Raw genomic sequence first — 26499 nt, 5'->3', positions numbered from 1 at the left:
AGCCTCAACTACAGGTTTAAGGTTCAGCCCGGAGGCCGGACACGTGACTTCAAACCAGAACTACCTCGCCGTGATCAAGGTCGTCGGCATCGGCGGTGGCGGCGTCAACGCCGTCAACCGCATGATCGAGCTCGGCCTCCGCGGCGTCGAGTTCATCGCGATCAACACCGACGCGCAGGCGCTGCTCCTCAGCGACGCGGACGTCAAGCTCGACGTCGGCCGCGAGCTGACCCGCGGACTCGGCGCCGGCGCCGACCCCGAGGTCGGCCGCCGCGCCGCCGAGGACCACGCGGAGGAGATCGAGGAGGTGCTCGCGGGCGCCGACATGGTCTTCGTCACCGCGGGCGAGGGCGGCGGCACCGGCACCGGCGGCGCGCCCGTCGTGGCACGCATCGCGAAGTCGATCGGCGCGCTCACCATCGGTGTCGTCACGAAGCCCTTCGGCTTCGAGGGCCGCCGCCGCCAGACCCAGGCCGAGGCGGGTGTCGCGACCCTGAAGAACGAGGTCGACACCCTCATCGTCGTCCCGAACGACCGCCTCCTCGAGATCAGCGACCGCGGCATCTCGATGCTCGAGGCGTTCGCCACGGCCGACCAGGTGCTGCTCGCCGGTGTCCAGGGCATCACCGACCTGATCACCACCCCGGGCCTGATCAACCTCGACTTCGCCGACGTCAAGTCGGTCATGCAGGGCGCCGGCTCCGCGCTGATGGGCATCGGCTCGTCGCGCGGGGCGGACAGGGCGATCAAGGCGGCCGAGCTGGCCGTCGCGTCCCCGCTGCTCGAGGCGAGCATCGACGGCGCGCACGGCGTGCTGCTCTCCATCCAGGGCGGATCGAACCTCGGCATCTTCGAGATCAACGACGCGGCGCGCCTGGTCCAGGAGGCCGTGCACCCCGAGGCGAACATCATCTTCGGTGCCGTGATCGACGACACCCTCGGCGACGAGGTGCGCGTCACCGTGATCGCGGCGGGCTTCGACGGCGGTGAGCCCGGTGCGACCGGTCCCGCGGCCGTCGCCGCGCCGCGCCCGCAGCAGAGCCTGCCCGCGGAGGCGTCGTCCGAGCCCGCCCCGGCCCCGGTCGCCGCGCCGTCGGCCGGGTCGATCTGGTCGAGCACCCCCGTCGCCGCGCCGGCTCCCGTCGCCGATCCGTCGTTCGACGACGACGAGAGCGACCTCGACATCCCCGACTTCCTCAAGTAGTCGCCGCCGTGGTGGATCGCGAGCTGGCCGAGCGCTGGGCCTCGGTGACCGAGCAGGTCGCCGACGCCGCCCGCTCGGCCGGTCGCGACCCGTCGGAGCTGACCACGATCGTGGTCACCAAGTACCACCCCGTCTCCCTCCTGCGTGACCTCCTCGAGCTCGGCGTCGCCGACTTCGGCGAGAACCGCCACCAGGAGGCGCAGGAGAAGGCGGCCGAGCTCGCCGACACGCCCGCGCGCTGGCACTACATCGGCCAGCTGCAGAGCAAGAAGGCGCGCCAGGTGCGCCGCTACGCGAGCTCGATCCACTCCGTCGACCGGCTCGCCCTCGTGCCGCTGCTCGACGTCGGCCCGCCGGAGCCCGGGCAGGTGCCGCTCGACGTGTTCCTGCAGGTCAATCTGACCGACGACCCCGACCGCGGGGGAGCGGCCCTCGGCGAGGTCGAGCCGCTCGCGGAGGCCCTCGCGGCCGCCGCGGGGCTCGCCCTGCGCGGCGTGATGGCCGTCGCTCCGCTCGGCGAGGAGCCCCGCCCGGCCTTCGCGCGGCTGCGGGCGATCTCGGAGCGCGTCCGCTCGATCGACCCCGGAGCGACCGGCATCTCCGCCGGCATGTCGAACGACTTCGCCGACGCGATCGCCGAGGGTGCGACACACCTGCGAATCGGGTCGGCAATCACCGGCAATCGGCCCGCCCGCCCGTAGCCTCGTCGTGACCCAGCTGTGGGTGCGACGACAACACGGAGGACACTGATGGCCAACCCGCTGAAGAAGACGATGGTGTACCTCGGACTCGCCGACGAAGAGGTCGAGTACGAGCGTGCCGAGACCGTCGAGGCGGCCCCCGCGACAGCGCACCGCGCCCCGGTCTCCCCGGTCCAGCCGGTCCCGCCGGTCGAGCCGACCCCGCAGCAGCCCCGCGCGACGGTCACCCCGCTCCGCAAGCCCACCCCCCAGACCCCGAAGGCGACGGCACACGCTGAGATGAACGAGATCCTCACCGTCCACCCCAAGCAGTACCGCGACGCTCAGGTGATCGCGGAGAACTTCCGCGACGGCATCCCCGTCATCATCAACCTCTCGCAGATGAGCGACGCCGACGCGCGCCGCCTGATCGACTTCGCCAGCGGCCTCTCGCAGGGCCTCTACGGCCGCATCGAGCGCGTCACGAGCAAGGTGTTCCTCCTCTCCCCGTCGCACATCACGGTCGCGGGCGATTCGGCCTCCGCCGAGAGCGACGCCGACGCGTCGTTCTTCGCGAAGTCCTGATCCCGGGAGCCCTGTCGTTCGGTGAGCTCCGTCATCTCGCTCTTCGCGAGCGTCCTCTACTTCGCGCTCCTGCTGTACTTCTTCGCCATGTGGGCGCGGTTCGTCCTGGATCTCGTCCGGGTGATCCGCCGCGAATGGCGCCCCCGCGGCGTGGGACTCGTGGCGGCCGAGACCGTCTACACGGTCACGGATCCGCCGATCTCCTTCTTCCGCCGCGTGATCAAGCCGGTCTCGATCGGCCCGATCGCCCTCGACTTCGGCTGGAGCCTCACCATGCTCTGCGTCATCGTGGGCATGTACATCGCCACCTGGCTCCAGCGCGTCTGATGCCCGGCGGTGCACGGGTCGCCCGCGTCCCCTGTATCGTTGGCGTCGATCGGACGTGCTCCGCTGTGCCCGCACTGCGCCGCGCGCTCCCAGTTGCTAGCTTTAGTCGTTGCTAGCTCCAGCCGAACGTTCTTGAACGTGTACCTACTTGAAATCGAAGGTGGAAAGCCATGGCGCTCACTCCCGAAGATGTTGTCAACAAGCGGTTCCAGCCGACGAAGTTCCGCGAGGGATACGACCAGGACGAGGTCGACGACTTCCTCGACGAGGTCGTCGTGGAGCTCCGCCGCCTGAACCAGGAGAACGAGGAGCTGCGCCAGCGCCTCTCCTCCGGTGACTCGCGGCCGATGGACGCCCCCGTCGCGTCCATGCCGGCCCCCGCTCCCGTGGTCGACGAGACCCCGGCTCCCGAGCCGGAGCCCGAGCCCGAGCCGGAGCCCACCCCGGCTCCCGCCCAGGCCGCTCCCGCCGCCTCGCAGTCGGCTCCGGTCGACGAGGCCGAGAGCTCCAGTGGACTCCTGCAGCTCGCGCGCCGTCTCCACGAGGAGCACGTCCGCGAGGGTGCCGACAAGCGCGACGCTCTCGTCGCCGAGGGCCGTGCCACCGCCGCGCGCATCGTCGCCGAGGCCGAGGCCAAGCAGCGTGCCCAGGTCGCGAAGCTCGAGGAGGAGCGCGCGACGGTCGAGCACCGCATCGACGAGCTCCGCACCTTCGAGCGCGAGTACCGCCAGAAGCTGAAGAGCTACATCGAGGGCCAGCTCCGCGACCTCGACACCCAGCCGGTGTCGGCCGAGTCGTCCTCGTTCCCCGGCTTTGGGGCGTAGCACCACCGCAGCGAACGTCAGGCCGAGGGTGCTCGTCACCCTCGGCCTCGTTGCGCTCGCGGTGTTCGCGATCGACCAGACCGCGAAGCACCTCGTCAGCACCGGGCTCACGCTCGGTGAGGACGTGCACGTCCTCGGCGACGTGCTGATCCTGCACTACGTGAAGAACCCCGGAGCCGCGTTCTCGCTCGCGAGCGGCTCCACCTGGATCTTCTCGATCATCGCCGCGTGCGTGGTCGTCGCCGTGATCTGGTTCTCCCGGCGCATCCGCTCGACGGCGTGGGCGCTGTTCTTCGGCCTGCTGCTCGGCGGCACGCTCGGCAACCTGTTCGACCGGCTCTTCCGCGAGCCGTCGTTCGGTCTCGGCCACGTGGTCGACTTCCTCTACACGCCGTGGCTGCTGCCGGCGATCTACAACGTCGCCGACATCGCGATCTGCACGGCGATGGGGCTCTTCGTGATCCTCAGCCTGCGCGGCGTGAACCTCGACGGCACGCGCTCCTCGCGGAAGGCCGAGCAGGCCGCCGCGGAGGACGGTGCGGACACCGACAGCACCGCGGCGATCGACTCCGAGCCGCGCGGCGGCGCCTGATGGTGCAGTCCCGCTCGCTGCCCGTCCCCGACGGACTCGCCGGCCTCCGCGCCGACGCGGCCGTCGGCAAGCTCCTCGGCTTCTCGCGCACCTTCGCCGCCGAGGTCATCGACGCCGGCGGCGTCACCGCCGACGGCCGGGTGCTCGACAAGAGCGACCGCGTCGCCGCGGGCGCCTGGCTCAGCGTCGAGTGGAGTCCCCGCGAGGAGCCGCGCATCGTCCCGATCGCGGTCCCCGATCTGGGGATCGTCCACGACGACGACGACATCGTGGTGATCGACAAGCCCGTCGGGGTCGCGGCGCACCCGGCCGTCGGCTGGGAGGGCCCGACCGTGCTCGGCGCCCTCGCCGCGGCCGGCTTCACGATCTCGACCTCCGGCGCCGCCGAGCGCGCGGGCATCGTGCACCGCCTCGACGCCGGCACGAGCGGCCTGATGGTCGTCGCGAAGTCCGAGCGCGCGTACACCCACCTCAAGCGCGCCTTCCACGACCGGTTGGTCGAGAAGATCTACCACGCCGTCGTGCAGGGGCACCCCGATCCGCTGACCGGCACGATCGACGCGCCGCTCGGACGTCACCCCTCCTCGGACTGGAAGTTCGCGATCCGCGCCGACGGCAAGCCCTCGGTCACGCACTACGAGACGATCGAGGCGTTCCCCTTCGCCTCGCTCCTCGAGATCCGGCTCGAGACCGGCCGGACGCACCAGATCCGCGTGCACATGGCGGCCCAGCGCCACCCCTGCGTGGGCGACGCGATGTACGGGGCCGATCCCACGCTCTCCAAGCGCCTCGGCCTCACCCGGCAGTGGCTGGACGCCGTGCGGCTGGCCTTCACCCACCCGGGCACGGGGGAGTGGGTGCAGTTCGAGGCGACCTACCCGGACGACCTCGCGCACGCGCTGGACGTCCTCCGCGGGGAGTGACGCGGGTAGACTTTCGGTCTCCCTGCCCGCAGTCCGTCGGAGGCGCATCCTTTGCCGAGTAACGATTCCTTCGTCCACCTGCACGTGCACAGCGAGTACTCGATGCTCGACGGTGCCGCCCGGGTCAAGCCGCTGATCGACGCGGCGGTGGAGGAGGGCATGCCGGCGATCGCCGTCACCGACCACGGCAACGTGTTCGGCGCCTTCGACTTCTGGCGCACCGCGACGGCGGCGGGGATCAAGCCGATCATCGGCACCGAGGCGTACATCACCCCCGGGACGCACCGCTCGGACAAGACCCGGATCCGCTGGGGCGACGGCGGCGGCGACGACGTCTCCGGCTCGGGCGCCTACACGCACATGACGCTGCTGAGCTCGACGACGACCGGCATGCACAACCTCTTCCGGCTCTCCTCGCGCGCCTCGATCGAGGGCTACTACTTCAAGCCCCGGATGGACCGCGAGATCCTCGCCGAGCACTCCGAGGGCCTCATCGCGACCACCGGCTGCCCGAGCGGCGAGGTGCAGACGCGTCTGCGCCTCGGGCAGTACAAGGAGGCGCGGCAGGCGGCCGCCGACTACCGCGACATCTTCGGCAAGGAGAACTACTTCGCCGAGATCATGGACCACGGCCTCGAGATCGAGCGCCGCGTCATCGGCGACGTGATCCGGCTGGCGAAGGACCTCGATCTGCCGCTGGTGGCGACGAACGACCTGCACTACACCCACGCGCACGACGCCACCTCGCACGCGGCGCTGCTCTGCGTGCAGTCGGGCACCACGCTCGACGACCCCAAGCGCTTCAAGTTCGACGCGGACGAGTTCTACCTCAAGTCCCCGCGCGAGATGCGCCAGGTCTTCCGCGACCACCCGGAGGCCTGCGACAACACCCTGCTGATCGCCGAGCGCTGCGACGTGCAGTTCGACACCTCCGCGAACTACATGCCGCGCTTCCCCGTCCCCGAGGGGGAGACCGAGGACACCTGGTTCGTCAAGGAGGTCGAGGCCGGGCTGAACGAGCGCTACCCGGACGGCATCTCGCAGGAGGTGCGGGACCGCGCCGACTACGAGACCCGCGTCATCCTGCAGATGGGCTTCCCGGGCTACTTCCTCGTCGTCGCCGACTTCATCAACTGGTCCAAGCGCAACGGCATCCGCGTCGGCCCGGGCCGCGGCTCCGGAGCCGGCTCGATGGCCGCCTACGCGATGAAGATCACCGACCTCGATCCGCTGAAGCACGGCCTGATCTTCGAGCGCTTCCTCAACCCCGACCGCGTCTCGATGCCCGACTTCGACGTCGACTTCGACGACCGTCGCCGCGGCGAGGTCATCCGCTACGTCACCGACAAGTACGGCGACGAGCGCGTCGCCCAGATCGTCACCTACGGCACGATCAAGGCGAAGCAGGCGCTCAAGGACGCCTCGCGCGTGCTCGGCTTCCCGTTCGGAATGGGTGAGAAGCTCACCAAGGCGATGCCGCCCGCGATCATGGGCAAGGACATCCCGCTCACCGGGATCAACGACCCCGAGCACCCGCGGTACAAGGAGGCGCTCGACGTCCGCAACGTCATCGCCGAGGACCCGCAGGCGAAGCTCGTCTTCGAGACGGCCCTTGGCCTGGAGAACCTCAAGCGGCAGTGGGGCGTGCACGCGGCCGGCGTGATCATGTCGAGCGACCCGCTCAAGGACATCATCCCGATCATGAAGCGGGAGCAGGACGGCCAGATCGTCACGCAGTTCGACTACCCCGCCTGCGAGTCGCTCGGCCTGATCAAGATGGACTTCCTGGGGCTGCGGAACCTCACGATCATCGACGACGCGCTCGACAACATCCGTGCCAACCGCGGTCAGGACCTCGTCCTCGAGGACCTCGCGCTCGACGACCCGGCCGCCTACGAGCTGCTGGCCCGCGGCGACACGCTCGGCGTCTTCCAGCTCGACGGTGGGCCGATGCGCGGGCTCCTGCGCCTGATGAAGCCCGACAACTTCGAGGACATCTCCGCGGTCCTCGCGCTCTACCGGCCGGGCCCTATGGGTGCCGACTCGCACACCAACTACGCGCTGCGGAAGAACGGCGTCCAGGAGATCACCCCGATCCACCCGGAGCTCGAGGAGCCGCTCGCCGAGGTGCTCGGCGGCACCTACGGGCTGATCGTCTACCAGGAGCAGGTGATGTCGATCGCGCAGAAGCTCGCGGGCTTCACGCTGGCGCAGGCCGACCTGCTCCGCCGCGCGATGGGCAAGAAGAAGAAGTCCGAGCTGGACAAGCAGTTCGAGGGCTTCTCCGGCGGCATGGCCGACAACGGCTACTCGATGGCCGCGGTGAAGACCCTCTGGGACATCCTGCTGCCCTTCTCCGACTACGCGTTCAACAAGGCGCACTCGGCCGCGTACGGCGTCATCTCCTACTGGACCGCCTACCTCAAGGCGCACTTCCCCGCGGAGTACATGGCCGCGCTGCTCACCAGCGTCGGCGACTCCAAGGACAAGATGGCCGCCTACCTCAACGAGTGCCGGCGGATGGGCATCAAGGTGCTGCCGCCGGACGTCAACGAGTCGATCGGCTTCTTCACCGCCGTGGGGCCCGACATCCGCTTCGGCCTCGGTGCCGTCCGCAACGTCGGGACCAACGTCGTCGAGGGCATCCGGGTCGCCCGGGAGGAGAAGGGGCGCTTCGAGTCGTTCCACGACTTCCTCCGCAAGGTGCCGCTCCCGGTCGCGAACAAGCGCACCATCGAGTCGCTGATCAAGGCGGGCGCGTTCGACTCGCTCGGCTCGACCCGGCGCGCGCTCGTCGAGGTGCACGAGGACGCGGTCGAGGCCGCCGTCGGGGAGAAGCGCAACGAGGCCAACGGCCAGGTCGGGTTCGACTTCGACAGCCTCTGGGACGAGCCGCAGGCCGCGATCCAGGTGCCGACCCGGCCGGAGTGGGCCAAGCGGGACAAGCTCGCCTTCGAGCGCGACATGCTCGGCCTCTACGTCTCCGACCACCCGCTCGCCGGGCTCGAGACGGAGCTGGCCAAGCACTACAGCACGACGATCGCCGACCTCCTGGTCTCGGAGTCGATCGGCGACGGCGAGACGGTGGTCGTCGCCGGACTCGTCACGAGCGTGCAGCACCGGATGGCGAAGGCCTCCGGCAACCAGTACGGGATGATCCAGGTCGAGGACTTCGGCGGCGAGATCACCTGCATGTTCATGGGCAAGGCGTACCAGGAGTTCGCTCCGGCGCTGACGAACGACTCCATCGTCGTCGTCCGCGGCCGCGTCAGCATGCGCGACGACGGCATGAACCTGCACGCGTTCAGCCTCTTCGCCCCCGAGATGAGCCAGGACGGCGACTCCGGGCCGCTGACCGTCTCGATGCCGGAGTCGCGCGCGACGACCGACACCGTCTCGCAGCTCAGCGACGTGCTCATCCGCCACTCCGGCCGCACCGAGGTCCGCCTGAAGCTGATCAAGGGCGACACGGCCCGCGTCTTCGAGGTCCCGTTCCCGGTCCGGATCACCCCGGACCTCTTCGGCGAGCTGAAGAGCCTGCTGGGTCCGAACTGCCTGTACTGAGCCGCGCCGACGCGGCGCGCGCTGCACATGCTGGTCGAGCAGCTGCGCAGCGGCGTATCGAGACCCGGTGACCGGCGTGCGGGTGGCGTCTCGAGATCGCGCTCGGACGGCGCGGGAGGCGCCCGCGGGGGAGCGGCGCGAGCGCGGCCGGTAGGCTGGGGCGGCCATGATTCAGACTCTCGATCTGCGGGGGCGACGTCCGTCCGCCGCCGAGCTCCTCGCCCTCGTTCCGCGCAATCCGGGCACCTCCGCCGCCGTCGGGCCCGTCGTCGCCGAGCTGATCGCCGACGTCCGCGCGCGCGGCGCCGAGGCGCTGCTCGAGCAGGCGGAGCGCCTCGACGGCGTCCGCCCGCCGCACCTGCGCGTGCCCGCTGAGGAGATCGCCGCGGCGGTCCGCGACCTCGACCCCGCGATCCGTGCGGCCCTCGAGGAGGCGATCGTCCGCGTCCGCAAGGCCAGCGCCGCGCAGATCCCGCCGGCCCGCACCACGGTGCTCGACGACGGCGCCACCGTCACCCAGCGCTGGCAGCCCGTCGGCCGCGCCGGCCTCTACGTCCCCGGCGGCAAGGCCGTCTACCCCTCCAGTGTGATCATGAACGCCGTGCCCGCCCAGGTCGCCGGCGTCGGCTCCGTCGCGCTCGCCTCGCCGCCGCAGAAGGCGTTCGGCGGCTCCGTGCACCCGACGATCCTCGCCGCCGCCGGGCTCCTCGGCGTCGACGAGGTCTACGCCATGGGCGGCGCGGGAGCGGTCGCCGCCCTCGCCTACGGCGTCGACTCCCTCGGCGTCGACCCGGTCAGCATCATCACGGGCCCCGGCAACGTCTGGGTCACCACCGCCAAGCGCCAGGTGCTCGGCCAGGTCGGCATCGACTCCGAGGCCGGACCCACCGAGATCCTCGTCATCGCCGACTCCAGCGCCGACCCGCGCCTGATCGCCGCCGACCTGGTCAGCCAGGCCGAGCACGACGAGGCCGCCTCCGCCCTCCTCGTCACCGACGATCCGGCCCTCGCCGAGGCCGTCGGCCGCGAGATCGTCGAGCAGGCCGCGCGCACCCAGCACTCCGAGCGCGTCCGCATCGCCCTCTCCGGCCCGCAGTCGGCCCTCGTGATCGTCGACGACCTCGAGATCGCCTGCGCGTTCAGCGACGCCTACGGCCCCGAGCACCTCGAGCTGCACACCGTCGACCCCGAGGCCACCGCCGAGCGGATCCACGACGCCGGTGCCGTCTTCCTCGGCCCGACCACCCCGGTGAGCCTCGGCGACTACCTGGCCGGTTCCAACCACGTGCTGCCGACCCTCGGGCAGGCGCGCTTCTCCTCCGGTCTCGGCGCGCACACCTTCCTCCGCCCGCAGCAGCTCGTCTCCTACGACCGCGCCGCCCTGCAGCGGGTCGCCCCGCACATCCGCGCGCTGAGCGACGCCGAGGCGCTCCCCGCGCACGGCGACGCCGTCGACGCCCGCTTCGCCTGACCTCGAGAGGCACCCGAGATGTTCTGCCCCTTCTGCCGGCACCCCGACTCCCGCGTGATCGACTCGCGCACCAGCGACGACGGCCTCTCCATCCGCCGCCGCCGCCAGTGCCCGTCCTGCGGCCGCCGCTTCTCCACCACCGAGACGGCGAGCCTCGTCGTGATCAAGCGCAGCGGAGTCGTGGAGCCGTTCAGCCGCGAGAAGATCGTCAGCGGCGTCCGGAAGGCCTGCCAGGGCCGCCCGGTGACCGACACCGACCTCGCCGTGCTCGCCCAGCGGGTCGAGGAGAACCTCCGCTCCACCGGCGCCTCGCAGATCGACGCGAACGACATCGGGCTCGCCATCCTCGTCCCCCTCCGCGAGCTGGACGAGGTCGCCTACCTGCGCTTCGCGAGCGTCTACCAGGCGTTCGACTCCCTCGACGACTTCGAGTCGGCGATCGCCCTGCTGCGCGCCGAGCGCCCCGCCGCCCTGCACACCGCCGACGAGCTGTGAGGGCCGCCGTGTACCCGCTGCTGTTCTCCACCGTGCTCACGCGCCTCGATCCCGAGCGGGCGCACCACCTCGCCTTCCCGGTGATCCAGGCGCTCGGCCCCGTCGCCCCGCTCGTCCGCCGGCTCACCGTGCCGCGCGCCGACCTCTCGGTCGAGGCGCTCGGCCTGCGCTTCCGGACGCCGTTCGGCGTGGCCGCCGGCTTCGACAAGGACGCGACCGCCGTGCTCGGTCTCGGCGCGCTCGGCTTCGGCCACGTCGAGGTGGGCACGCTGACCGCCCGCGCCCAGCCCGGCAACGACCGCCCGCGGCTCTTCCGGCTGATCGCCGACCGCGCGCTGATCAACCGGATGGGCTTCAACAACCACGGCGCCCGCGCGGCGGCCGGTCGCCTCGCCCGCCTGCGCAGTGCCCGGGGCCGCCCCGTGATCGGCGTCAACATCGGCAAGAGCCGGGTGGTCGACGTCGACGACGCGGTCGAGGACTACCTGGTCAGCGCCCGGATGCTCGCGCCGCTCGCCGACTACCTGGTCGTCAACGTCAGCTCGCCGAACACCCCGGGTCTGCGCGGCCTGCAGGAGATCGACAAGCTCGAGCCGCTGCTCGCCGCGGTCGCCGAGGCGGCGGACACGACTCCGCTGCTCGTCAAGATCGCGCCGGACCTCTCGGACGAGGAGGTCGTCCGCGTCGCCGAGCTCGCGGTGCGCCTCGGCCTCGCCGGCGTCATCGCCACGAACACCACCCTGTCCCGCGAGGGACTGCGCACCGACCGCGCCGTCGTCGAGCGCGCTGGAGCGGGCGGGCTCTCCGGCGCCCCGCTCGCCGCGCGCGCACTCGAGGTGCTGCAGGTCATCCGCGGTGTCGTCCCTGCGGAGTTCTGCGTGATCTCCGTCGGGGGAGTGGACACCGCGGAGGACGTGCAGGAGCGGCTCGACGCCGGCGCGACGCTGGTGCAGGGCTACTCGGCGTTCGTCTTCCGCGGCCCGCTCTGGGGCCGTCAGATCAACCGCGGACTCGCCAGGCTGCGCGCCGCGTAGTCCGACACCGCCGGGACCGGTCCGGCCTCTGCCGGCCCGGTTCGTGCCGCCGGGTCAGGCCGGGAACGCTCCGCGCTTGACCTGAGGCTTGGGCAGGCGCATCACGCGCAGCTGCAGGGCGCGCATCGCGGCGTACCACGGGATGCCCTTCTCGACCTTGTCGGCGCCGCCGAAGCGCTCGGCGAGCTTCTTCTTGAGGCGGCGACCCAGCAGGATGCAGTCGAGGACGGCGAGCAGGAAGAACGCCCACAGGATGATCAGGGTGAGCGAGGCGAGCTCGGGCTGCGGGAAGAAGCTGATCAGCAGCACGACGACCATCACCGGGATGAGGAACTCGCCGAAGCTGAAGCGCGCGTCGACGTAGTCGCGGACGTACTTGCGCTGCGGGCCCTTGTCGCGCACCGGCAGGTAGCGCTGGTCGCCGGCGGCCATGCCGACGCGGGCCTGCTCGCGCAGCTCCGCGGTCTTCGAGCGGGCGTCCCGCGCGGCCTGCTTGCGGTCGGTCACGACCAGCGGACGCTTGCGGGCGAGCTCCTGCTCGCGGCGCGTCGGGGTCGGCCGGCCCTTCCCGATGGCCGTCACGTCGGCGTCGTCGGGGGTGTCGGGTGCGATCGGGTGCTTGGCCACAGGGGAACGTCCTTGGAATCGAGGGTCTCTTAAGATTACCTCCATGGCTCACGACGCTCCGACTCCGTCCTCCACCCTGTCCGCCGCCGAGGAGGAGGTGCTCGCCGCCGTGCGCGACGACCTGCCCCGCTCGCTCGGCGAGCTGGGCCGGCTCGTCCGGATCCCCTCCGTCTCCTGGGACGGCTTCGACGCCACCCGCGTCGCCGCCAGCGCCGAGGCGATCGCCGAGCTCGCCCGGGAGACGGGTGTCTTCGACGAGGTCTCGATCCGCAGCTCCACCATCGGCGACTCCGACCTCCTCGGTCAGCCCGCCGTCCTCGCGACGCGGGCCGCCCGCAACGGCGCACCCACCGTCCTGCTCTACGCCCACCACGACGTCCAGCCGCAGGGGGCGGAGGAGGCGTGGGAGACGCCGCCGTTCGAGCCGACCGTGCGCGGCGACCGTCTCTACGGCCGCGGTGCCGCGGACGACAAGGCGGGCGCGGTCTCGCACCTCGCCGCGGTCCGGGCCCTGCGCCGGGTGGCGGGCGACGACCACGACCTCGGCCTCGTGCTCTTCATCGAGGGCGAGGAGGAGTTCGGCTCCCGCTCGTTCCCGACCTTCCTCCGCGAGCACCACGACGCGCTGCGGGCCGACGTGATCGTGGTCGCCGACAGCGACAACTGGGACATCGACACCCCCTCGCTCACCGTGGGCCTGCGCGGCAACGTCACGCTGACCCTCACCGTCCGCACCCTCGACCACGCCTCTCACTCCGGCATGCTCGGCGGCGCGGTGCCCGACGCGATGCTCGCGACGATCCGCCTCCTCGACACGCTCTGGAACGAGGACGGCTCGGTCGCGGTCGCCGGGCTCACCGAGCACGACGGTGCGGTTCCGGAGACCACCGAGGAGGACCTGCGCCGCGACTCCGGCCTCCTCGACGGGGTCTCGCCGATCGGCTCCGGTCCCCTCCTCTCCCGGATCTGGTCGAAGCCGTCGATCACGGTCACCGGCATCGACGCACCCAGCGTGGTGGACGCCTCCAACACCCTCAGCCCGTCGGTGCGGGTCAAGATCAGCGCCCGCATCGCTCCCGGCCAGGAGGCGCAGGAGGGCTTCACCGCCCTCGAGCGGCACCTGCGGGCGCACGCCCCGTTCGGCGCCCACCTCGAGATCGCCGACGTCGACACGGGGGAGCCCTTCCTGGTCGACACCTCGGGCTGGGCCGTCGGCCTGGTCGAGCAGGCGATGGCCGACGCCTGGGGCCGCGCGCCGCTGGAGACCAGCGTCGGCGGCAGCATCCCCTTCATCGCCGACCTCGTGCGCGAGTTCCCGGACGCGCAGATCCTGGTCACCGGTGTCGAGGACCCGGACTCGCGCGCGCACAGCCCGAACGAGTCCCTCCACCTCGGCGTCTTCCAGCGCGCGGCGCAGACGGAGGCGCTGTTCCTGCTGCGCGCCGCCGAGCACCGGGCCTGAGCGATTCGGAATAGCCCGGCCCGCGCCCGGGTTGCCACCGTAGAATCGTCGGCAGCACGCCGTCCGATCCCGCCAGCTCTGTTCCCGCTCGGCTCCGTTCCGACCGATCCCACCGAGGAGTGACATGTCCGACACGACACTGACCGCCAGCACCACCACCGCGGCGCACGGCGTCTCGATGACCCCCGTCGCCGCCGCGAAGGTGAAGAGCCTCCTCGAGCAGGAGGGCCGCGACGACCTGCGCCTGCGCGTCGCCGTCCAGCCCGGCGGCTGCTCCGGCCTGATCTACCAGCTCTACTTCGACGAGCGCACGCTCGACGGCGACGCGGCGGTCGAGTTCGAGGGCGTCGGCCTCGTCGTCGACAAGATGAGCGTCCCCTACCTCGACGGCGCCTCGATCGACTTCGAGGACACCATCCAGAAGCAGGGCTTCACCATCGACAACCCCAACGCCGGCGGCAGCTGCGCCTGCGGCGACAGCTTCCACTGATCACCCGCGGCGACACGCCGCACGGCCCGCTCGAACGGCGCCCGACTCCCTGCTCCGGCGGGCGGCCGGGCGCCGTTCGCCGTTGCAGCACCACTTCGGCGAGAGGTCAAGAGCGGGTGCCGGTGCACTCCCTGCCGACGACGGCGGGTAGGCTAGGGCCGGTCTAATACAGTTTCGTGTGAACTGGTCCCCAGTCTTCCGAAAGGTCACCGGTGCGCTTCAATCGCCGTCTCCGCCGATGGGTCGCAGTACCCGTCGCAGGAGCTCTCGCCCTCGTCCTCGCGGGCTGCACGCAGGAGCAGCTGCAGGGCTGGCTCCCCACTGAACCCGGCACGACGAACCACGTCGACCGGGTCATCGGACTCTGGGTCACCTCCTGGATCGTCCTGCTCGCCGTGGGTGTCATCACCTGGGGCCTGACGATCTGGGCGGTCGTCGTCTACCGCCGCCGGAAGGGCCAGACCGGCCTCCCGGTGCAGCTGCGCTACAACATGCCGATCGAGATCTTCTACACGATCGTGCCGCTGATCCTCGTGATCGGCTTCTTCGCCTTCACCGCGCGCGACCAGGCCGCCATCGAGCAGGCCTACGACGACCCGGACGAGACCATCCAGGTCTACGGCAAGCAGTGGGCGTGGGACTTCAACTACGTCGACGAGGACGTCTACTCCGCGGGCATCCAGGGCCAGTACGAGGACAGCGCCGACGGCGCCGGCTCGCTGGTCGAGTCCGAGGTGCCGACGCTCTACCTGCCGGTGAACCAGAAGATCAAGATCCAGCTCGACGCCCGCGACGTCATCCACTCCTTCTGGGTCGTCGACTTCCTCTACAAGAAGGACATGATCCCCGGCAAGACGAACTACATGTACGTCACGCCGCTCAAGGAGGGGACCTACGCCGGCAAGTGCGCCGAGCTCTGCGGCGAGTACCACTCCGCGATGCTCTTCAACGTGAAGGTCGTCTCGCAGGGCGAGTACGACGACTACATCCAGTCGCTGCGCGACGCGGGCCAGACCGGCCAGCTCGGCGCCGAGTACGACCGCAACAGCAACCTGCCCGGTACCGGCGCGCCGGCCCGCACCGAGAACGAGGAGTAGAGGGAGCATGAGCACCGCCACAGCACCCGCCCCGTCCCGCTCATTCGGCACACCGCCGGTCGAGCGCAAGGCGAACGTCCTCGTTCGCTGGATGACGTCCACCGATCACAAGGTCATCGGGTACATGTACCTGATCACCTCGTTCATCTACTTCTGCATCGCGGGCGTGATGGCCCTGGTCATCCGCGCCCAGCTCTTCGAGCCCGGCCTCGCCGTGGTCGAGACCCGCGAGCAGTACAACCAGCTCTTCACCATGCACGGCACGATCATGCTGCTGATGTTCGCGACGCCGCTCTTCGCGGGCTTCGCCAACGTCCTCATGCCGCTGCAGATCGGCGCCCCGGACGTCGCGTTCCCGCGACTCAACGCGTTCGCGTACTGGCTCTACAGCTTCGGCTCGCTGATCGCGGTCGCCGGCTTCATCACCCCGCAGGGCGCCGCGTCCTTCGGCTGGTTCGCCTACGCGCCACTCTCGAGCACGACGTTCTCGCCAGGGCTCGGCGGCAATCTCTGGGTCTTCGGCCTGGCACTGTCCGGCTTCGGCACGATCCTCGGTGCGGTGAACTTCATCACCACGATCATCACGATGCGCGCCCCCGGCATGACGATGTTCCGCATGCCGATCTTCACCTGGAACATCCTGGTGACGTCGATCCTCGTGCTGCTGGCCTTCCCGGTCCTCGCGGCGGCGATGTTCGCCCTCGGTGCCGACCGCGTGTTCGATGCGCACATCTACGACGCGGCCAACGGCGGCGTGCTGCTCTGGCAGCACCTGTTCTGGTTCTTCGGCCACCCTGAGGTGTACATCATCGCGCTGCCGTTCTTCGGCATCGTCTCCGAGGTCTTCCCGGTCTTCAGCCGCAAGCCGATCTTCGGCTACAAGACGCTGATCTACGCGACCATCGCGATCGCCGCCCTGTCCGTGACCGTGTGGGCGCACCACATGTACGTCACCGGCTCGGTCCTGCTGCCGTTCTTCTCGCTGATGACGATGCTCATCGCGGTCCCGACCGGCGTGAAGATCTTCAACTGGATCGGCACCATGTGGCGCGGATCGGTGACGTTCGAGACCCCGATGATCTGGGCGATCGGCTTCCTGATCACCTTCACCTTCGGTGGCCTCACCGGCGTCATCCTCGCCTCGCCGCCGCTGGACTTCCACGTGTCCGACTCGTACTTCGTCGTCGCGCACTTCCACTACGTGGTGTTCGGCACCGTCGTGTTCGCGATGTTCTCGGGCTTCTACTTCTGGTGGCCCAAGTGGACCGGCAAGATGCTGAACGAGACCCTGGGCAAGTGGCACTTCTGGCTGCTGTTCATCGGCTTCCACACCACCTTCCTCATCCAGCACTGGCTCGGAGTCGTGGGCATGCCCCGCCGCTACGCGAGCTACCTGCCCGAGGACGGCTTCACCTGGATGAACCAGCTGTCGACGATCGGCGCGATGATCCTCGCGGTCTCGCTCATCCCGTTCTTCCTCAACGTGTACATCACGGCCCGCAAGGCGCCGAAGGTCACCGTGAACGACCCGTGGGGCTTCTCTCGCTCGCTCGAGTGGGCGACCTCCTGCCCGCCGCCCCGGCACAACTTCACCTCCATCCCGCGCATCCGCAGCGAGGCTCCGGCCTTCGACCTCAACCACCCCGAGGCCGGCATCCCCGTCGGCATCGGCCCGGCGAAGGACGCTCCGGACGCCCCCACGTACGACAAGTCCGAAGGCACGGTGAAGTAGGGCCATGCGCGCCAACGTCAATCTGTTCTGGCTGCTCGCCGGGTTCTTCCTCCTCGCGGACGTCACCTACATCCTCTGGTCGCTGATCGACACCGGCCAGGTCGAGTGGGTCGGCACCGTGGGCATCGCGCTCTCGTCGGTGCTGGGCGGCTTCATCGCCTTCTACGTCGGCCGGGTGCACAAGGCCCAGGGCGCCGAGCTGCCCGAGGACCGCCTCGACGCCGACATCGACGACGGAGACCCCGAGCTGGGCTTCTTCAGCCCGTGGAGCTGGTGGCCGCTGATCCTCGGCGGCTCCGCCGCGCTGGCCTTCCTCGGCCTCGCGGTCGGCTTCTGGATCACCTACATCGCGGTCGGCCTCTTCCTGGTCGCCATCGCCGGCTGGGTGTACGAGTACTACCGCGGGTACTTCGCCCGCTAGGCGGACTGCACGGCTCCGAGGGCCGGGTGCAGGAGGTTTCGACCTCCGGCACCCGGCCCTTTCGCGTGGGGCGAGGGCGCCCGCGGGGCGGGTGCGGGCGTCTGTGGTCTGCCTCGGGCGTCCCGACACCGCGAACGGGCGTGAAACGGGCTCTGAAGGGCCCCCTGAGGCCGCCCCGAGTCCACTCGTGCTATCGCTGGGCCGCGAACGGACCCGTCACGGGCCTCAGCCGACTGCCTGCGTCCGTTCCGGAGAGTCTCGAAGGGCGGAGCACCCTTCATGCTGGTCGAGTAGCCCCGCAGCGGCGTATCGAGACCCGGCTTCCTCAGGAGGGCGGGTCTGCAGAGTCGTGTTCTGACGGTGGTGGATCTCGATACGCCCGCTGTGCGGGCTACTCGATCAGCATGAGGGCGGCGGTGCTGTCCATGCTGGTCGAGTAGCCCCGCAGGGGTGTATCGAGACCCGGGGTCCTCAGGAGGGCGGGTCTGCAGAGTCGTGTTCTGACGGTGGTGGATCTCGATACGCCCGCTGTGCGGGCTACTCGATCAGCAGGAGCGCGGCGGTGCTGTTCTTGCTGGTCGAGTAGCCCCGCAGGGGCGTATCGAGACCCGGCGACCTCAGGAGGGCGGGTCTGCAGACTCGCGTTCTGACGATGGTGGACCTCGATACGCCCGCTGTGCGGGCGACTCGATCAGCATGAGGGCGGCCGTGCTCTCCATGCTGGTCGAGTAGCCCCGTAGGGGCGTATCGAGACCAGGGGTCCTCAGGAGGGCGGGTCTGCAGACTCGCGTTCTGACGGTGGTGGATCTCGATACGCCCGCTGTGCGGGCTACTCGATCAGCAGGAGGGGGCGGGCTCTGCTGTGCGGGGGTGCCGCTCGATCGGTGGTGTTCTGCGCTCTGTGAGGGGTGGTCGAACTGGGGACGACGAAGGGCCCGGACGCTGTGCGTCCGGGCCCTTCGGGAGAGGGAGTCAGTGCTCGCTGTGCGAGCTCGCGAGCTCCTTCTGGGTGACGGGGGTGATCCGGTCCTCGAAGAACCAGCGGGAGAGGCCGGCGCGCACGCGCTCCGGGGCGGTGATGCGACCACGGGAGTCCGGGCGGATCATGAGGGGCTCGTACTCCTCCTGGCCGACCAGCTTCCAGCGCTCGTACGCGTCGAGCTGCTGGTGCACCTCGATGAACTCGCCGCCGGGAAGGCGGACGATGCGACCGGACTCGAAGCCGTGCAGGGCGATCTCACGGTCCTTCTTCTGCAGGGCGAGGCAGATGCGCTTCGTGACGAAGTACGCGATGACCGGACCGGCGAAGAGGAGGAACTGCAGGGCGTGGATGACGCCCTCCATCGTGAGGTGGAAGTGCGTCGCGATGATGTCGGAGGACGCCGCAGCCCAGAGGACGGCGTAGAACGTGACTCCGGCGGCACCGATCGCGGTGCGGGTCGCGGCGTTGCGCGGGCGGTCGAGCAGGTGGTGCTCGCGCTTGTCACCGGTGATCCAGGCCTCGAGGAACGGGTAGAGCAGGACGACGACGATGAACAGCCCGACCACGGAGAGCGGCAGGAGGATGTTGAACGAGATCGTGCCGAGGCCCGGGATCGCCCACTCGAGTCCCGGCGGGACCAGACGCAGGGCACCGTCGGCGAAGCCGATGTACCAGTCGGGCTGGGTGCCGGCGGAGACGGGGGAGGGGTCGTACGGGCCGTAGTTCCAGATCGGGTTGATCGTGAACAGCGAGGCGATGAGGACGACGACACCGAAGACGATGAAGAAGAATCCACCGGCCTTGGCGGCGTAGACCGGGAGCACCGGGTAGCCGACGACGTTCTGCTCGGTCTTGCCCGCACCGGGGAACTGGGTGTGCTTGTGGACGACCACGAACACGAGGTGCAGGGCGATGAACGCGAGCACCAGCGCCGGCAGCAGCAGGATGTGCAGGGTGTACAGGCGGCCGACGATGTCCGTGCCGGGGAACTCGCCGCCGAAGAGGAGGAACGAGACCCAGGTGCCGACGATCGGGATGCCCTTGACCATGCCGTCGATGATGCGGAGGCCGTTGCCCGAGAGCAGGTCGTCCGGGAGGGAGTAGCCGGTGAAGCCCTCGGCCATCGCGAGGATGAAGAGGACGAAGCCGATGACCCAGTTGATCTCGCGAGGCTTGCGGAACGCACCGGTGAAGAAGATGCGGAGCATGTGCAGGCCGATCGAGGCCACGAACAGCAGGGCCGCCCAGTGGTGGATCTGGCGCATCAGCAGGCCGCCGCGGATGTCGAACGAGATGTCGAGCGACGAGGCCATCGCCGCGGACATCTCGATGCCCTTGAGCGGCAGGTAGCTGCCCTCGTAGTGCGTCTCGACCATGGAGGCCTGGAAGAAGAAGGTGAGGAAGGTGCCCGAGAGCAGGATGATCACGAAGCTGTAGAGCGCGACCTCGCCGAGGAGGAACGACCAGTGGTCCGGGAAGATCTTGCGGCCGAACTCCTTGACGACCGCCGAGATGCTCGTGCGCTCGTCGATGTAGTTGGAGGCCTTGCCGACGTATCCCTTCTGCAGCTTGCCGCTGCCGAGGATGACGCCGTCGCCGGGCTCCGCGGGCGACGCCGCGGGGCGGGAAGGTGTGGTGGTGGACATGTGTGTCATCGCTCCCAGAAGGATGGTCCGACCGGCTCCGTGAAGTCGCTGCGAGCGACCAGGTATCCGTCGGCGTCGATGGTGATGGGGAGCTGCGGAAGCGGGCGCTTCGCAGGACCGAAGATGACCTCGGCCTCGCGCTTGATGTCGAACTGCGACTGGTGGCACGGGCACAGGAGGTGGTGGGTCTGCTGCTCGTACAGCGCCACGGGGCAGCCGACGTGCGTGCAGATCTTGGAGTAGGCGACGATGCCGTCGTAGTTCCAGGTCTCGCGACCCTCGCTGACGGTCAGGTCCTCGGGCTTCAGGCGCATCAGGAGGACGGCGGCCTTGGCCTTCTCCTCCAGCTTGCCCTCGACCTCGTCGAGTCCCTCGGGGATGACGTGGAAGGCGGAGCCCAGCGTGACGTCCGATGCGAGGATCGGCGCTCCGGAGGGGTCCAGGGTGAGCCGCGTGCCCTCGCGCCACATCGTGGTCTTGAGGAGGGCGACGGGGTTCTGGTCCTGCGGTCCGAGGCCTCGGAACAGGATCACGGCGGGCAGGGGGAAGACGATCAGCGAGCCGATGAGGCTGTTGCGGATCAGCGAGCGCCGGCCGAAGCCGGACTCCTTGTCGGACTGGTCGAAGATCTCGAGCGCGCGGGCACGGGTGTCCTCCGCGCTGCGGACGGGGTGGCGGATGTCGATGCCCTCGTGGTCGGACATCAGCTGCTTGCCCCAGTGGACGGCGGCGATGCCGATGCCCAGGAGTGCCAGCGACATGCCGAGGCCGATGAACAGCGTGTTCAGCCGGACCGACTCGATGTTCTCCGTGATCGGGAACGCCATGTAGGCGGCCACCGCGAAGATCGAGCCCGCGAAGGAGAGGTAGAAGAGCGTGTAGACCGTGCGCTCGGCCCGCTTCGCGACCTTGGGGTCGACGTCGGTCATCCGGGGGCGGTGCGGCGGGAGGCCCGGGTCCTGGACGCGGTCCCGCGTCACGACCGCGGTGCCGGCCGGAGCACTCCCGTGCCCGGTGGCCGACGAGGTGGCGAGGTCGGTGCCACCCTCATCGTGCTCTGCCATGGTTCTCCTTTTCACGCCGTGTCGACGCCGCTCGGCGTCGTGGGGGTCGAGCGCCCGCCAGGGCGCCGGTGTCTGCTAGTTGGATCGTGCGGTGATCCACACCGTCAGGGCGACGATGGAACCGAGTCCGAAGATCCAGAGGAAGAGGCCTTCGGCGACGGGGCCGAGGGAGCCCAGGGCGAATCCGCCCGGGGAGGGGTTGGCCTCGATGTACTTGAGGTAGGAGATGATGTCGCGCTTGTCTTCCGGCGAGATGTTGAGGTCGTTGAAGACCGGCATGTTCTGCGGGCCGGTGACCATCGCCTCGTAGATGTGCGCCTCGGTGACGCCGCCCAGCGGGGGAGCGAACTTGCCCTCGGTCAGGGCGCCGCCGGCGCCGGCGACGTTGTGGCACATCGCGCAGTTGATCCGGAAGAGCTCGGCGCCGTTGGCCGAGTCGCCCTGGGCGTCGAGGACCTCGCCGCTGGGGATGGCGGGGCCGGGCGCCAGCGAGGCGACGTAGGCCGCCAGCTCGGCGACCTGGTCGTCGGTGAACTGCACCGGCTTCTCGAGGGCCTGCGGGCCGTGCATCTGCATCGGCATGCGGCCGGTGCCGACCTGGAAGTCGACCGAGGCGGCGCCGACGCCGATCAGCGACGGGGCGTTGTCGGTGCCCGCGGCGTCGAGGCCGTGGCAGGTGGCGCAGTTGGCGGCGAAGAGCTTCGAGCCCTCGTCGATCGTCTGCTGGCTGGTGGCCGAGGTCTCCGCGGAGGCGGAGGTCGCGACGCCGACGGCCGCGTAGGTGCCGCCGGTGAGGCCGAGGCCGATCGCGATCAGGGCCAGCGTGGCCAGGGGGTGACGGCGACCCTTCTTGGCGCGGCTCTTCGTCTTCGGGGAGGCCATCGAGGCAACCTTCCTGCGGGGTTCGGGAGTGTGGTGGGGCATGGAGGCGGCTGGCCTCACTTCAGGAAGTAGATGACGACGAAGAGGCCGACCCAGACGACGTCGACGAAGTGCCAGTAGTAGGACACGACGATCGCGCTGGTCGCCTCCTTGTGGCCGAAGTTCTTGACGGCGAAGGCGCGGCCGATGACGAGCAGGAAGGCGATGAGCCCGCCGGTCACGTGCAGGGCGTGGAAGCCGGTGGTGAGGTAGAACGCGGAGCCGTAGGCGTTGCTCGAGAGGGTGACGCCCTCCGAGACGAGGGTCGCGTACTCGAGGACCTGGCCGCAGACGAAGACCGCGCCGAGGGCGTAGGTGAGGAAGAACCACTCGACCATGCCCCACTTGAACGGGCTGAGCCCGGTGGACCGGGGCTGCAGGCGCTCGGCGGCGAAGACGCCGAACTGGCAGGTGAACGACGAGGCGACCAGGATCACCGTGTTGACGCTCGCGTAGGGGACGTTCAGGATGCTGGTCTCGGCCGACCACAGCTCCGGTGAGGTGCTGCGGAGGGTGAAGTAGATCGCGAACAGGCCCGCGAAGAACATGACCTCGCTGCCCAGCCAGACGATCGTTCCGACCGCGACCGGGTTGGGTCGGTTCACTGCGGGCACGGTGGCCGTGGGGGAGAGAGAGGTGCTCGTCACACAGACCATTATGGACGATCGCAAGGGGGGGAACTCGCACTTCCCGTGGGGCCTTCGTAGTCGCATAATCTGAGAGCCATGTCGGAAACCCTGTCCTGGCCGCTCATTCTCGGCTCACTCCTCGACTCCTCCGATCTCTCGGTGTCGGAGGCGACCTGGGCCATGGAGCGGGTGATGCAGGGTGAGGCCACGCCGGCGCAGCTCGCGGGCCTGCTGATCGCGCTGCGCGCCAAGGGCGAGACGGTCGACGAGATCGTCGGCTTCCGCGACGCGATCCTCGAGCATGCGGTGCCGCTGGACGTGGATCCGATGGCCCTCGACATCGTCGGGACCGGCGGGGACCGCTTCGGCACGGTCAACATCTCCTCCACCGCGTCGATCATCGCGGCGGCCGCGGGAACGCCGGTCATCAAGCACGGGAACCGCGCGGCGTCCTCCTCATCGGGCTCCTCCGACGTGCTCGCGGCGCTCGGCGTCGATCTGACGCTCTCCGCCGACCGGGTGGCCGAGGTGTTCCGCCGGACGGGCATCGCCTTCGTCTTCGCCGCGATGTTCCACCCGGGGTTCCGCCACGCCGGGCCGGTGCGGGCCGAGCTGGGCGTGCCGACCGTCTTCAACTTCCTCGGGCCGCTCTGCAACCCGGCGCGGCCGGAGGCGTCCGCCGTCGGGGTCGCGCACCTGGACCGGGTTCCGCTCTTCGTCGGGGTGTTCCAGACCCGCGGCGCGACGGCGCTCGTCTTCCGCGGCGACGACGGCCTCGACGAGCTGACGACCACCGGGCACAGCCACATCTGGGAGGTCTCGCGCGGCTCGGTCGTCGAGCACGACCTCGACCCGCGCGACCTCGGCCTGCGCCGCGCGAGCATCGACCAGCTCCGCGGACGCGACGCCGCCTACAACGCGCAGGTCGTCCGCTCGGTCCTGGCCGGTGAGGAGGGGCCGGTGCGGGACATCGTGCTGCTGAACGCGGCGGCGGGACTGATCGCGTTCGATCTGGCGCGCGACCCGGGGCTGATCCGGACGGCGATCCTCGACCGCCTCCGCTCGGCGCTCGACCGCGCCGCGCAGGCGGTCGACTCGGGTGCCGCGACGGCGAAGCTGGACCAGTGGGTCGAGGAGACCCGGCGCGGCGCCTGAGCCGCGCTGCCGGGCCTGCGCGAGCCGGGACGGCGGGCGTAACGTGGAGCCGCTGTCCGCGACGGAGCGGAGCGCCCTGGAGGAGACCTCGATGAAGAAGCTCATCAACGACCCGAAGAACGTCGTCGCGGAGTCCGTGGCCGGATTCGGCCTCGCGCACGCCGACCTGGTGCGGGTCGAGCCCGATCCGCTGTTCGTGGTGCGCGTCGACGCTCCGCGGCAGGGGAAGGTCGGCATCGTCAGCGGCGGCGGCAGTGGGCACGAGCCCCTGCACGCCGGCTTCGTCGGGATCGGCATGCTCGACGCCGCGGTGCCCGGGCCGGTGTTCACCTCGCCCACTCCCGATCCGATCGTCGCCGCCACGAAGGCGGTCGACGGCGGTGCGGGCGTCCTGCACATCGTGAAGAACTACACCGGCGACGTGCTCAACTTCGAGACGGCGGCCGACCTGGCCCTCGCCGACGACGTGGAGGTCCGCTCGGTGATCGTCGACGACGACGTGGCGGTGAAGGACTCCCTCTACACGGCGGGCCGCCGCGGCGTGGCCGGGACCGTGATGGTGGAGAAGATCGCGGGAGCGGCGGCCGAGCGCGGCGACTCGCTGGACGAGGTGGCGGCGATCGCCGAGACGGTCGTCGCGAACGTCCGCTCGATGGGCGTCGCGCTGCGGCCCTGCACGGTGCCGCACGCGGGGGAGCCGAGCTTCGAGCTGGCCGAGGACGAGATCGAGATCGGCATCGGCATCCACGGCGAGCCCGGCCGCGAGCGGATCCCGCTCGAGCCGGCCGACCGGATCGTCGACCGCCTGCTCGCGCCGATCCTCGAGGACCTGCCCTTCTCCTCCGGCGACGACGTGCTCCTCTTCGTCAACGGACTGGGCGGCACCCCGCAGGTCGAGCTCTACCTCGTCTACCGCCGGGCCGCGGAGGTGCTGGCCGAGAAGGGCGTGACGGTACGGCGCAGCCTGGTCGGCAGCTACGTCACCTCGCTGGAGATGCAGGGCGTCTCGATCACGCTGCTGAAGCTGGACGACGCGCTGACGGAGCTCTGGGACGCACCGGTGCAGACCGCCGCGCTGCGCTGGGGACGCTGAGAGGCGTCGAGCAGAGGGCGGGCGCCCGGCCCGGACAGCGGCGCGCACACGACGACACGACCGCACGACGACACGACCGCACGACGACACGGCGACACGACGGTCGCAGAGGCGACACAGGAAAGAGGACGGATCGATGCAGGACGGACAGGGAGCACTGGGGCTCGACGCGGCATGGGCTGTGGCGTGGATCCGGGCCGCGGCGCAGGCGGTCTCGGAGCACCGGGTGGAGCTGATCACACTCGACCGCGCGATCGGCGACGGCGACCACGGCGAGAACATGGACCGCGGCTTCCAGGCCGTGGTCGCGAAGCTCGACGCGGCTGCCGAGCTCGCGACTCCGGCCGAGGTGCTCAAGCTGGTGGCGACCACGCTGATCTCGACGGTGGGCGGAGCCTCCGGGCCGCTGTTCGGCACCGCGTTCCTCAAGGCGTCCGGCGCGGTCACCGGGCAGGAGTCGCTCGACGGTGCCGCGGTCGCGGCCCTGCTCGCGGCGGCGCGCGACGGGATCGTGCTGCGCGGCAAGGCCGAGGTCGGCGACAAGACGATGGTGGACGCGTGGACGCCGGCGGTCGAGGCCGCGCAGGCCGCCTCGGCCGACGGCTCCTCGGCGGCCGCCGTGCTCGCCGCGGCAGCGGACGCGGCACAGGGCGGAGCGGAGTCGACCGACCCGCTCGTCGCACGGAAGGGCCGGGCGAGCTACCTGGGCGAGCGGGCCGTCGGGCACCGCGATCCGGGCAGCGTGTCGAGCGTCCTGCTGCTGCGCGCCGCGGCCGAGGCGGCGGCGTGAGCGTCGGGCTCGTCCTCGTCTCGCACAGCGCGCGACTGGCCGAGGGACTTGTGGAGCTGGCGGCGCAGATGGCGCCCGACGTCGCGCTGATCGCCGCGGGCGGCACGGACGACGGCGGGATCGGGACGAGCTTCGAGCGGATCACCGCGGCGCTGGCCGAGGCCGACTCCGGCGAGGGCGCCGTGGTGCTCTGCGACCTCGGCTCGGCGATCATGACCGCGGAGACCGCGGTGGAGTTCCTGGACGACGAGGCGCGGGAGCGGGTCCGGATCGCGGACGCGCCGCTCGTGGAGGGTGCCGTGGCGGCGGCCGTGGCGGCGGGCACCGGTGCCGCGCTGGCGGACGTGCTCGCGGCGGCGGAGTCGGCGCGGGGCGCGCTGCTCGCCGAGTCGCCCGCGGCCCCCGCCGAGTCGGCGAGCGTGCGGCGGACGGTGCGGCTGATCAACCCGAACGGGCTGCACGCCCGGCCGGCGGCCGACTTCGTCACCCTCGCCACCCGCTTCGACGCGCGGATCGACGTGAACGGCAAGGACGCGACGAGCCTGCTCGGCGTGATGTCGCTCGGGCTCGACCGCGGTGACGAGGTCGCGATCTCGGCCACCGGTGCCGAGGCGGAGGAGGCCGTGGGGCGGCTCGCCGACCTGGTCGAGTCGGGCTTCGGCGAGGTCTAGCCGCCCAGGGCTCAGGGAGT

25 protein-coding genes are annotated in these 26499 nt (G+C 70.4%); 20 read left to right on the top strand and 5 right to left on the bottom strand.

All coding sequences use genetic code 11. The features are described 5' to 3' along the window. The first annotated feature begins 43 nt into the window (after positions 1-43). The 11 genes from ftsZ (at position 44) to EDF45_RS09260 (ending at position 11699) form a co-directional block, all read left to right on the top strand. Complete coding sequence (gene ftsZ / locus EDF45_RS09310) at positions 44-1204, top strand: cell division protein FtsZ (RefSeq protein ID WP_123704523.1); 1161 nt, start codon at positions 44-46, stop codon at positions 1202-1204. Between the two features lie 8 nt (positions 1205-1212). Beyond that, entirely contained in the window at positions 1213-1905 is a 693-nt protein-coding gene (locus EDF45_RS09305; RefSeq protein ID WP_260312094.1) for a YggS family pyridoxal phosphate-dependent enzyme, read from the top strand. 48 nt (positions 1906-1953) lie between these two features. Further along, positions 1954-2469: a cell division protein SepF gene (locus EDF45_RS09300; RefSeq protein WP_123446142.1), complete on the top strand. Its 516-nt coding sequence runs from the start codon at positions 1954-1956 to the stop codon at positions 2467-2469. Between the two features lie 21 nt (positions 2470-2490). Then, a complete protein-coding gene (locus tag EDF45_RS09295) occupies positions 2491-2796 on the top strand; it encodes a YggT family protein (RefSeq protein WP_260300677.1) in 306 nt (101 codons plus the stop codon). A gap of 170 nt (positions 2797-2966) precedes the next feature. Then, positions 2967-3620, top strand: a complete 654-nt coding sequence (locus EDF45_RS09290; protein WP_123735887.1) for a DivIVA domain-containing protein — start codon at positions 2967-2969, stop codon at positions 3618-3620. Positions 3621-3648: 28 nt separating this feature from the next. Further along, positions 3649-4212 carry a signal peptidase II gene (lspA, locus tag EDF45_RS09285; RefSeq protein ID WP_123735886.1) on the top strand — a complete coding sequence of 188 codons (564 nt, stop codon included), beginning with the start codon at positions 3649-3651 and terminating at the stop codon, positions 4210-4212. Between the two features lie 2 nt (positions 4213-4214). Continuing rightward, positions 4215-5135 (top strand): RluA family pseudouridine synthase, encoded by a 921-nt coding sequence (locus EDF45_RS09280; protein WP_123736007.1) that lies wholly within the window; start codon positions 4215-4217, stop codon positions 5133-5135. 102 nt (positions 5136-5237) lie between these two features. Then, on the top strand, positions 5238-8699 hold the full coding sequence (dnaE, locus tag EDF45_RS09275) for a DNA polymerase III subunit alpha (protein ID WP_243587312.1): 3462 nt from the start codon (positions 5238-5240) through the stop codon (positions 8697-8699). Positions 8700-8865: 166 nt separating this feature from the next. After that, the gene (gene hisD, locus EDF45_RS09270) at positions 8866-10170 is read left to right on the top strand and encodes a histidinol dehydrogenase (protein ID WP_123735884.1); all 1305 of its coding nucleotides are present in this window, start codon (positions 8866-8868) and stop codon (positions 10168-10170) included. A gap of 18 nt (positions 10171-10188) precedes the next feature. Beyond that, positions 10189-10665, top strand: coding sequence for a transcriptional regulator NrdR (gene nrdR, locus EDF45_RS09265; RefSeq protein WP_123446147.1), 477 nt, complete (start codon positions 10189-10191; stop codon positions 10663-10665). An 8-nt stretch (positions 10666-10673) separates the two neighbouring features. Further along, positions 10674-11699, top strand: coding sequence for a quinone-dependent dihydroorotate dehydrogenase (locus tag EDF45_RS09260; protein WP_123735883.1), 1026 nt, complete (start codon positions 10674-10676; stop codon positions 11697-11699). 54 nt (positions 11700-11753) lie between these two features. Here EDF45_RS09260 and EDF45_RS09255 read toward each other — a convergent pair whose 3' ends face one another. Continuing rightward, a complete protein-coding gene (locus EDF45_RS09255; RefSeq protein WP_243582539.1) occupies positions 11754-12326 on the bottom strand; it encodes a DUF3043 domain-containing protein in 573 nt (190 codons plus the stop codon). Between the two features lie 43 nt (positions 12327-12369). Here EDF45_RS09255 and EDF45_RS09250 point away from each other — a divergent pair, with 43 nt between their 5' ends. From EDF45_RS09250 to EDF45_RS09230, 5 genes are all read left to right on the top strand, one after another. Then, positions 12370-13788, top strand: coding sequence for a dipeptidase (locus EDF45_RS09250; RefSeq protein ID WP_123735881.1), 1419 nt, complete (start codon positions 12370-12372; stop codon positions 13786-13788). Between the two features lie 124 nt (positions 13789-13912). Continuing rightward, positions 13913-14278 (top strand): iron-sulfur cluster insertion protein ErpA, encoded by a 366-nt coding sequence (gene erpA, locus EDF45_RS09245; RefSeq protein ID WP_123446151.1) that lies wholly within the window; start codon positions 13913-13915, stop codon positions 14276-14278. A gap of 212 nt (positions 14279-14490) precedes the next feature. After that, entirely contained in the window at positions 14491-15375 is an 885-nt protein-coding gene (gene coxB / locus EDF45_RS09240; protein ID WP_123446152.1) for a cytochrome c oxidase subunit II, read from the top strand. Positions 15376-15382: 7 nt separating this feature from the next. Continuing rightward, positions 15383-17107: a cytochrome c oxidase subunit I gene (ctaD, locus tag EDF45_RS09235; protein WP_123446153.1), complete on the top strand. Its 1725-nt coding sequence runs from the start codon at positions 15383-15385 to the stop codon at positions 17105-17107. A 4-nt stretch (positions 17108-17111) separates the two neighbouring features. Continuing rightward, complete coding sequence (locus EDF45_RS09230; RefSeq protein ID WP_123446154.1) at positions 17112-17528, top strand: cytochrome c oxidase subunit 4; 417 nt, start codon at positions 17112-17114, stop codon at positions 17526-17528. Positions 17529-18500: 972 nt separating this feature from the next. Here EDF45_RS09230 and EDF45_RS09225 read toward each other — a convergent pair. The 4 genes from EDF45_RS09225 to EDF45_RS09210 all read right to left on the bottom strand — a co-directional run bounded on the left by EDF45_RS09225 (position 18501) and on the right by EDF45_RS09210 (position 22797). Beyond that, positions 18501-20156 (bottom strand): ubiquinol-cytochrome c reductase cytochrome b subunit, encoded by a 1656-nt coding sequence (locus EDF45_RS09225; protein WP_123735880.1) that lies wholly within the window; start codon positions 20154-20156, stop codon positions 18501-18503. Positions 20157-20161: 5 nt separating this feature from the next. Continuing rightward, positions 20162-21220: a ubiquinol-cytochrome c reductase iron-sulfur subunit gene (locus EDF45_RS09220; protein ID WP_123735879.1), complete on the bottom strand. Its 1059-nt coding sequence runs from the start codon at positions 21218-21220 to the stop codon at positions 20162-20164. Positions 21221-21295: 75 nt separating this feature from the next. Further along, positions 21296-22102, bottom strand: coding sequence for a c-type cytochrome (locus tag EDF45_RS09215; RefSeq protein WP_123735878.1), 807 nt, complete (start codon positions 22100-22102; stop codon positions 21296-21298). Between the two features lie 56 nt (positions 22103-22158). Beyond that, complete coding sequence (locus EDF45_RS09210) at positions 22159-22797, bottom strand: heme-copper oxidase subunit III (protein WP_123446158.1); 639 nt, start codon at positions 22795-22797, stop codon at positions 22159-22161. 69 nt (positions 22798-22866) lie between these two features. On the opposite strand from EDF45_RS09210, the gene trpD reads away from it, so the two are divergent. The 4 genes from trpD to dhaM all read left to right on the top strand — a co-directional run bounded on the left by trpD (position 22867) and on the right by dhaM (position 26479). Next, on the top strand, positions 22867-23925 hold the full coding sequence (gene trpD, locus EDF45_RS09205; protein WP_123735877.1) for an anthranilate phosphoribosyltransferase: 1059 nt from the start codon (positions 22867-22869) through the stop codon (positions 23923-23925). A gap of 91 nt (positions 23926-24016) precedes the next feature. Beyond that, entirely contained in the window at positions 24017-25018 is a 1002-nt protein-coding gene (dhaK, locus tag EDF45_RS09200; protein WP_123736006.1) for a dihydroxyacetone kinase subunit DhaK, read from the top strand. A gap of 136 nt (positions 25019-25154) precedes the next feature. Continuing rightward, entirely contained in the window at positions 25155-25808 is a 654-nt protein-coding gene (dhaL, locus tag EDF45_RS09195) for a dihydroxyacetone kinase subunit DhaL (RefSeq protein WP_185019968.1), read from the top strand. Further along, positions 25805-26479 carry a dihydroxyacetone kinase phosphoryl donor subunit DhaM gene (gene dhaM / locus EDF45_RS09190; RefSeq protein WP_123733009.1) on the top strand — a complete coding sequence of 225 codons (675 nt, stop codon included), beginning with the start codon at positions 25805-25807 and terminating at the stop codon, positions 26477-26479. Before dhaL ends, dhaM begins: the two co-directional genes overlap by 4 nt. Positions 26480-26499 lie beyond the last annotated feature (20 nt).

Origin of the sequence: Rathayibacter sp. PhB186 (assembly GCF_003751825.1) — a bacterium.
Taxonomy (GTDB): Bacteria; Actinomycetota; Actinomycetes; order Actinomycetales; family Microbacteriaceae; genus Rathayibacter; species Rathayibacter festucae.
The sequence above is the reverse complement of the archived record's forward strand: the minus strand, read 5'-3'. Positions and strand labels throughout refer to the sequence as shown.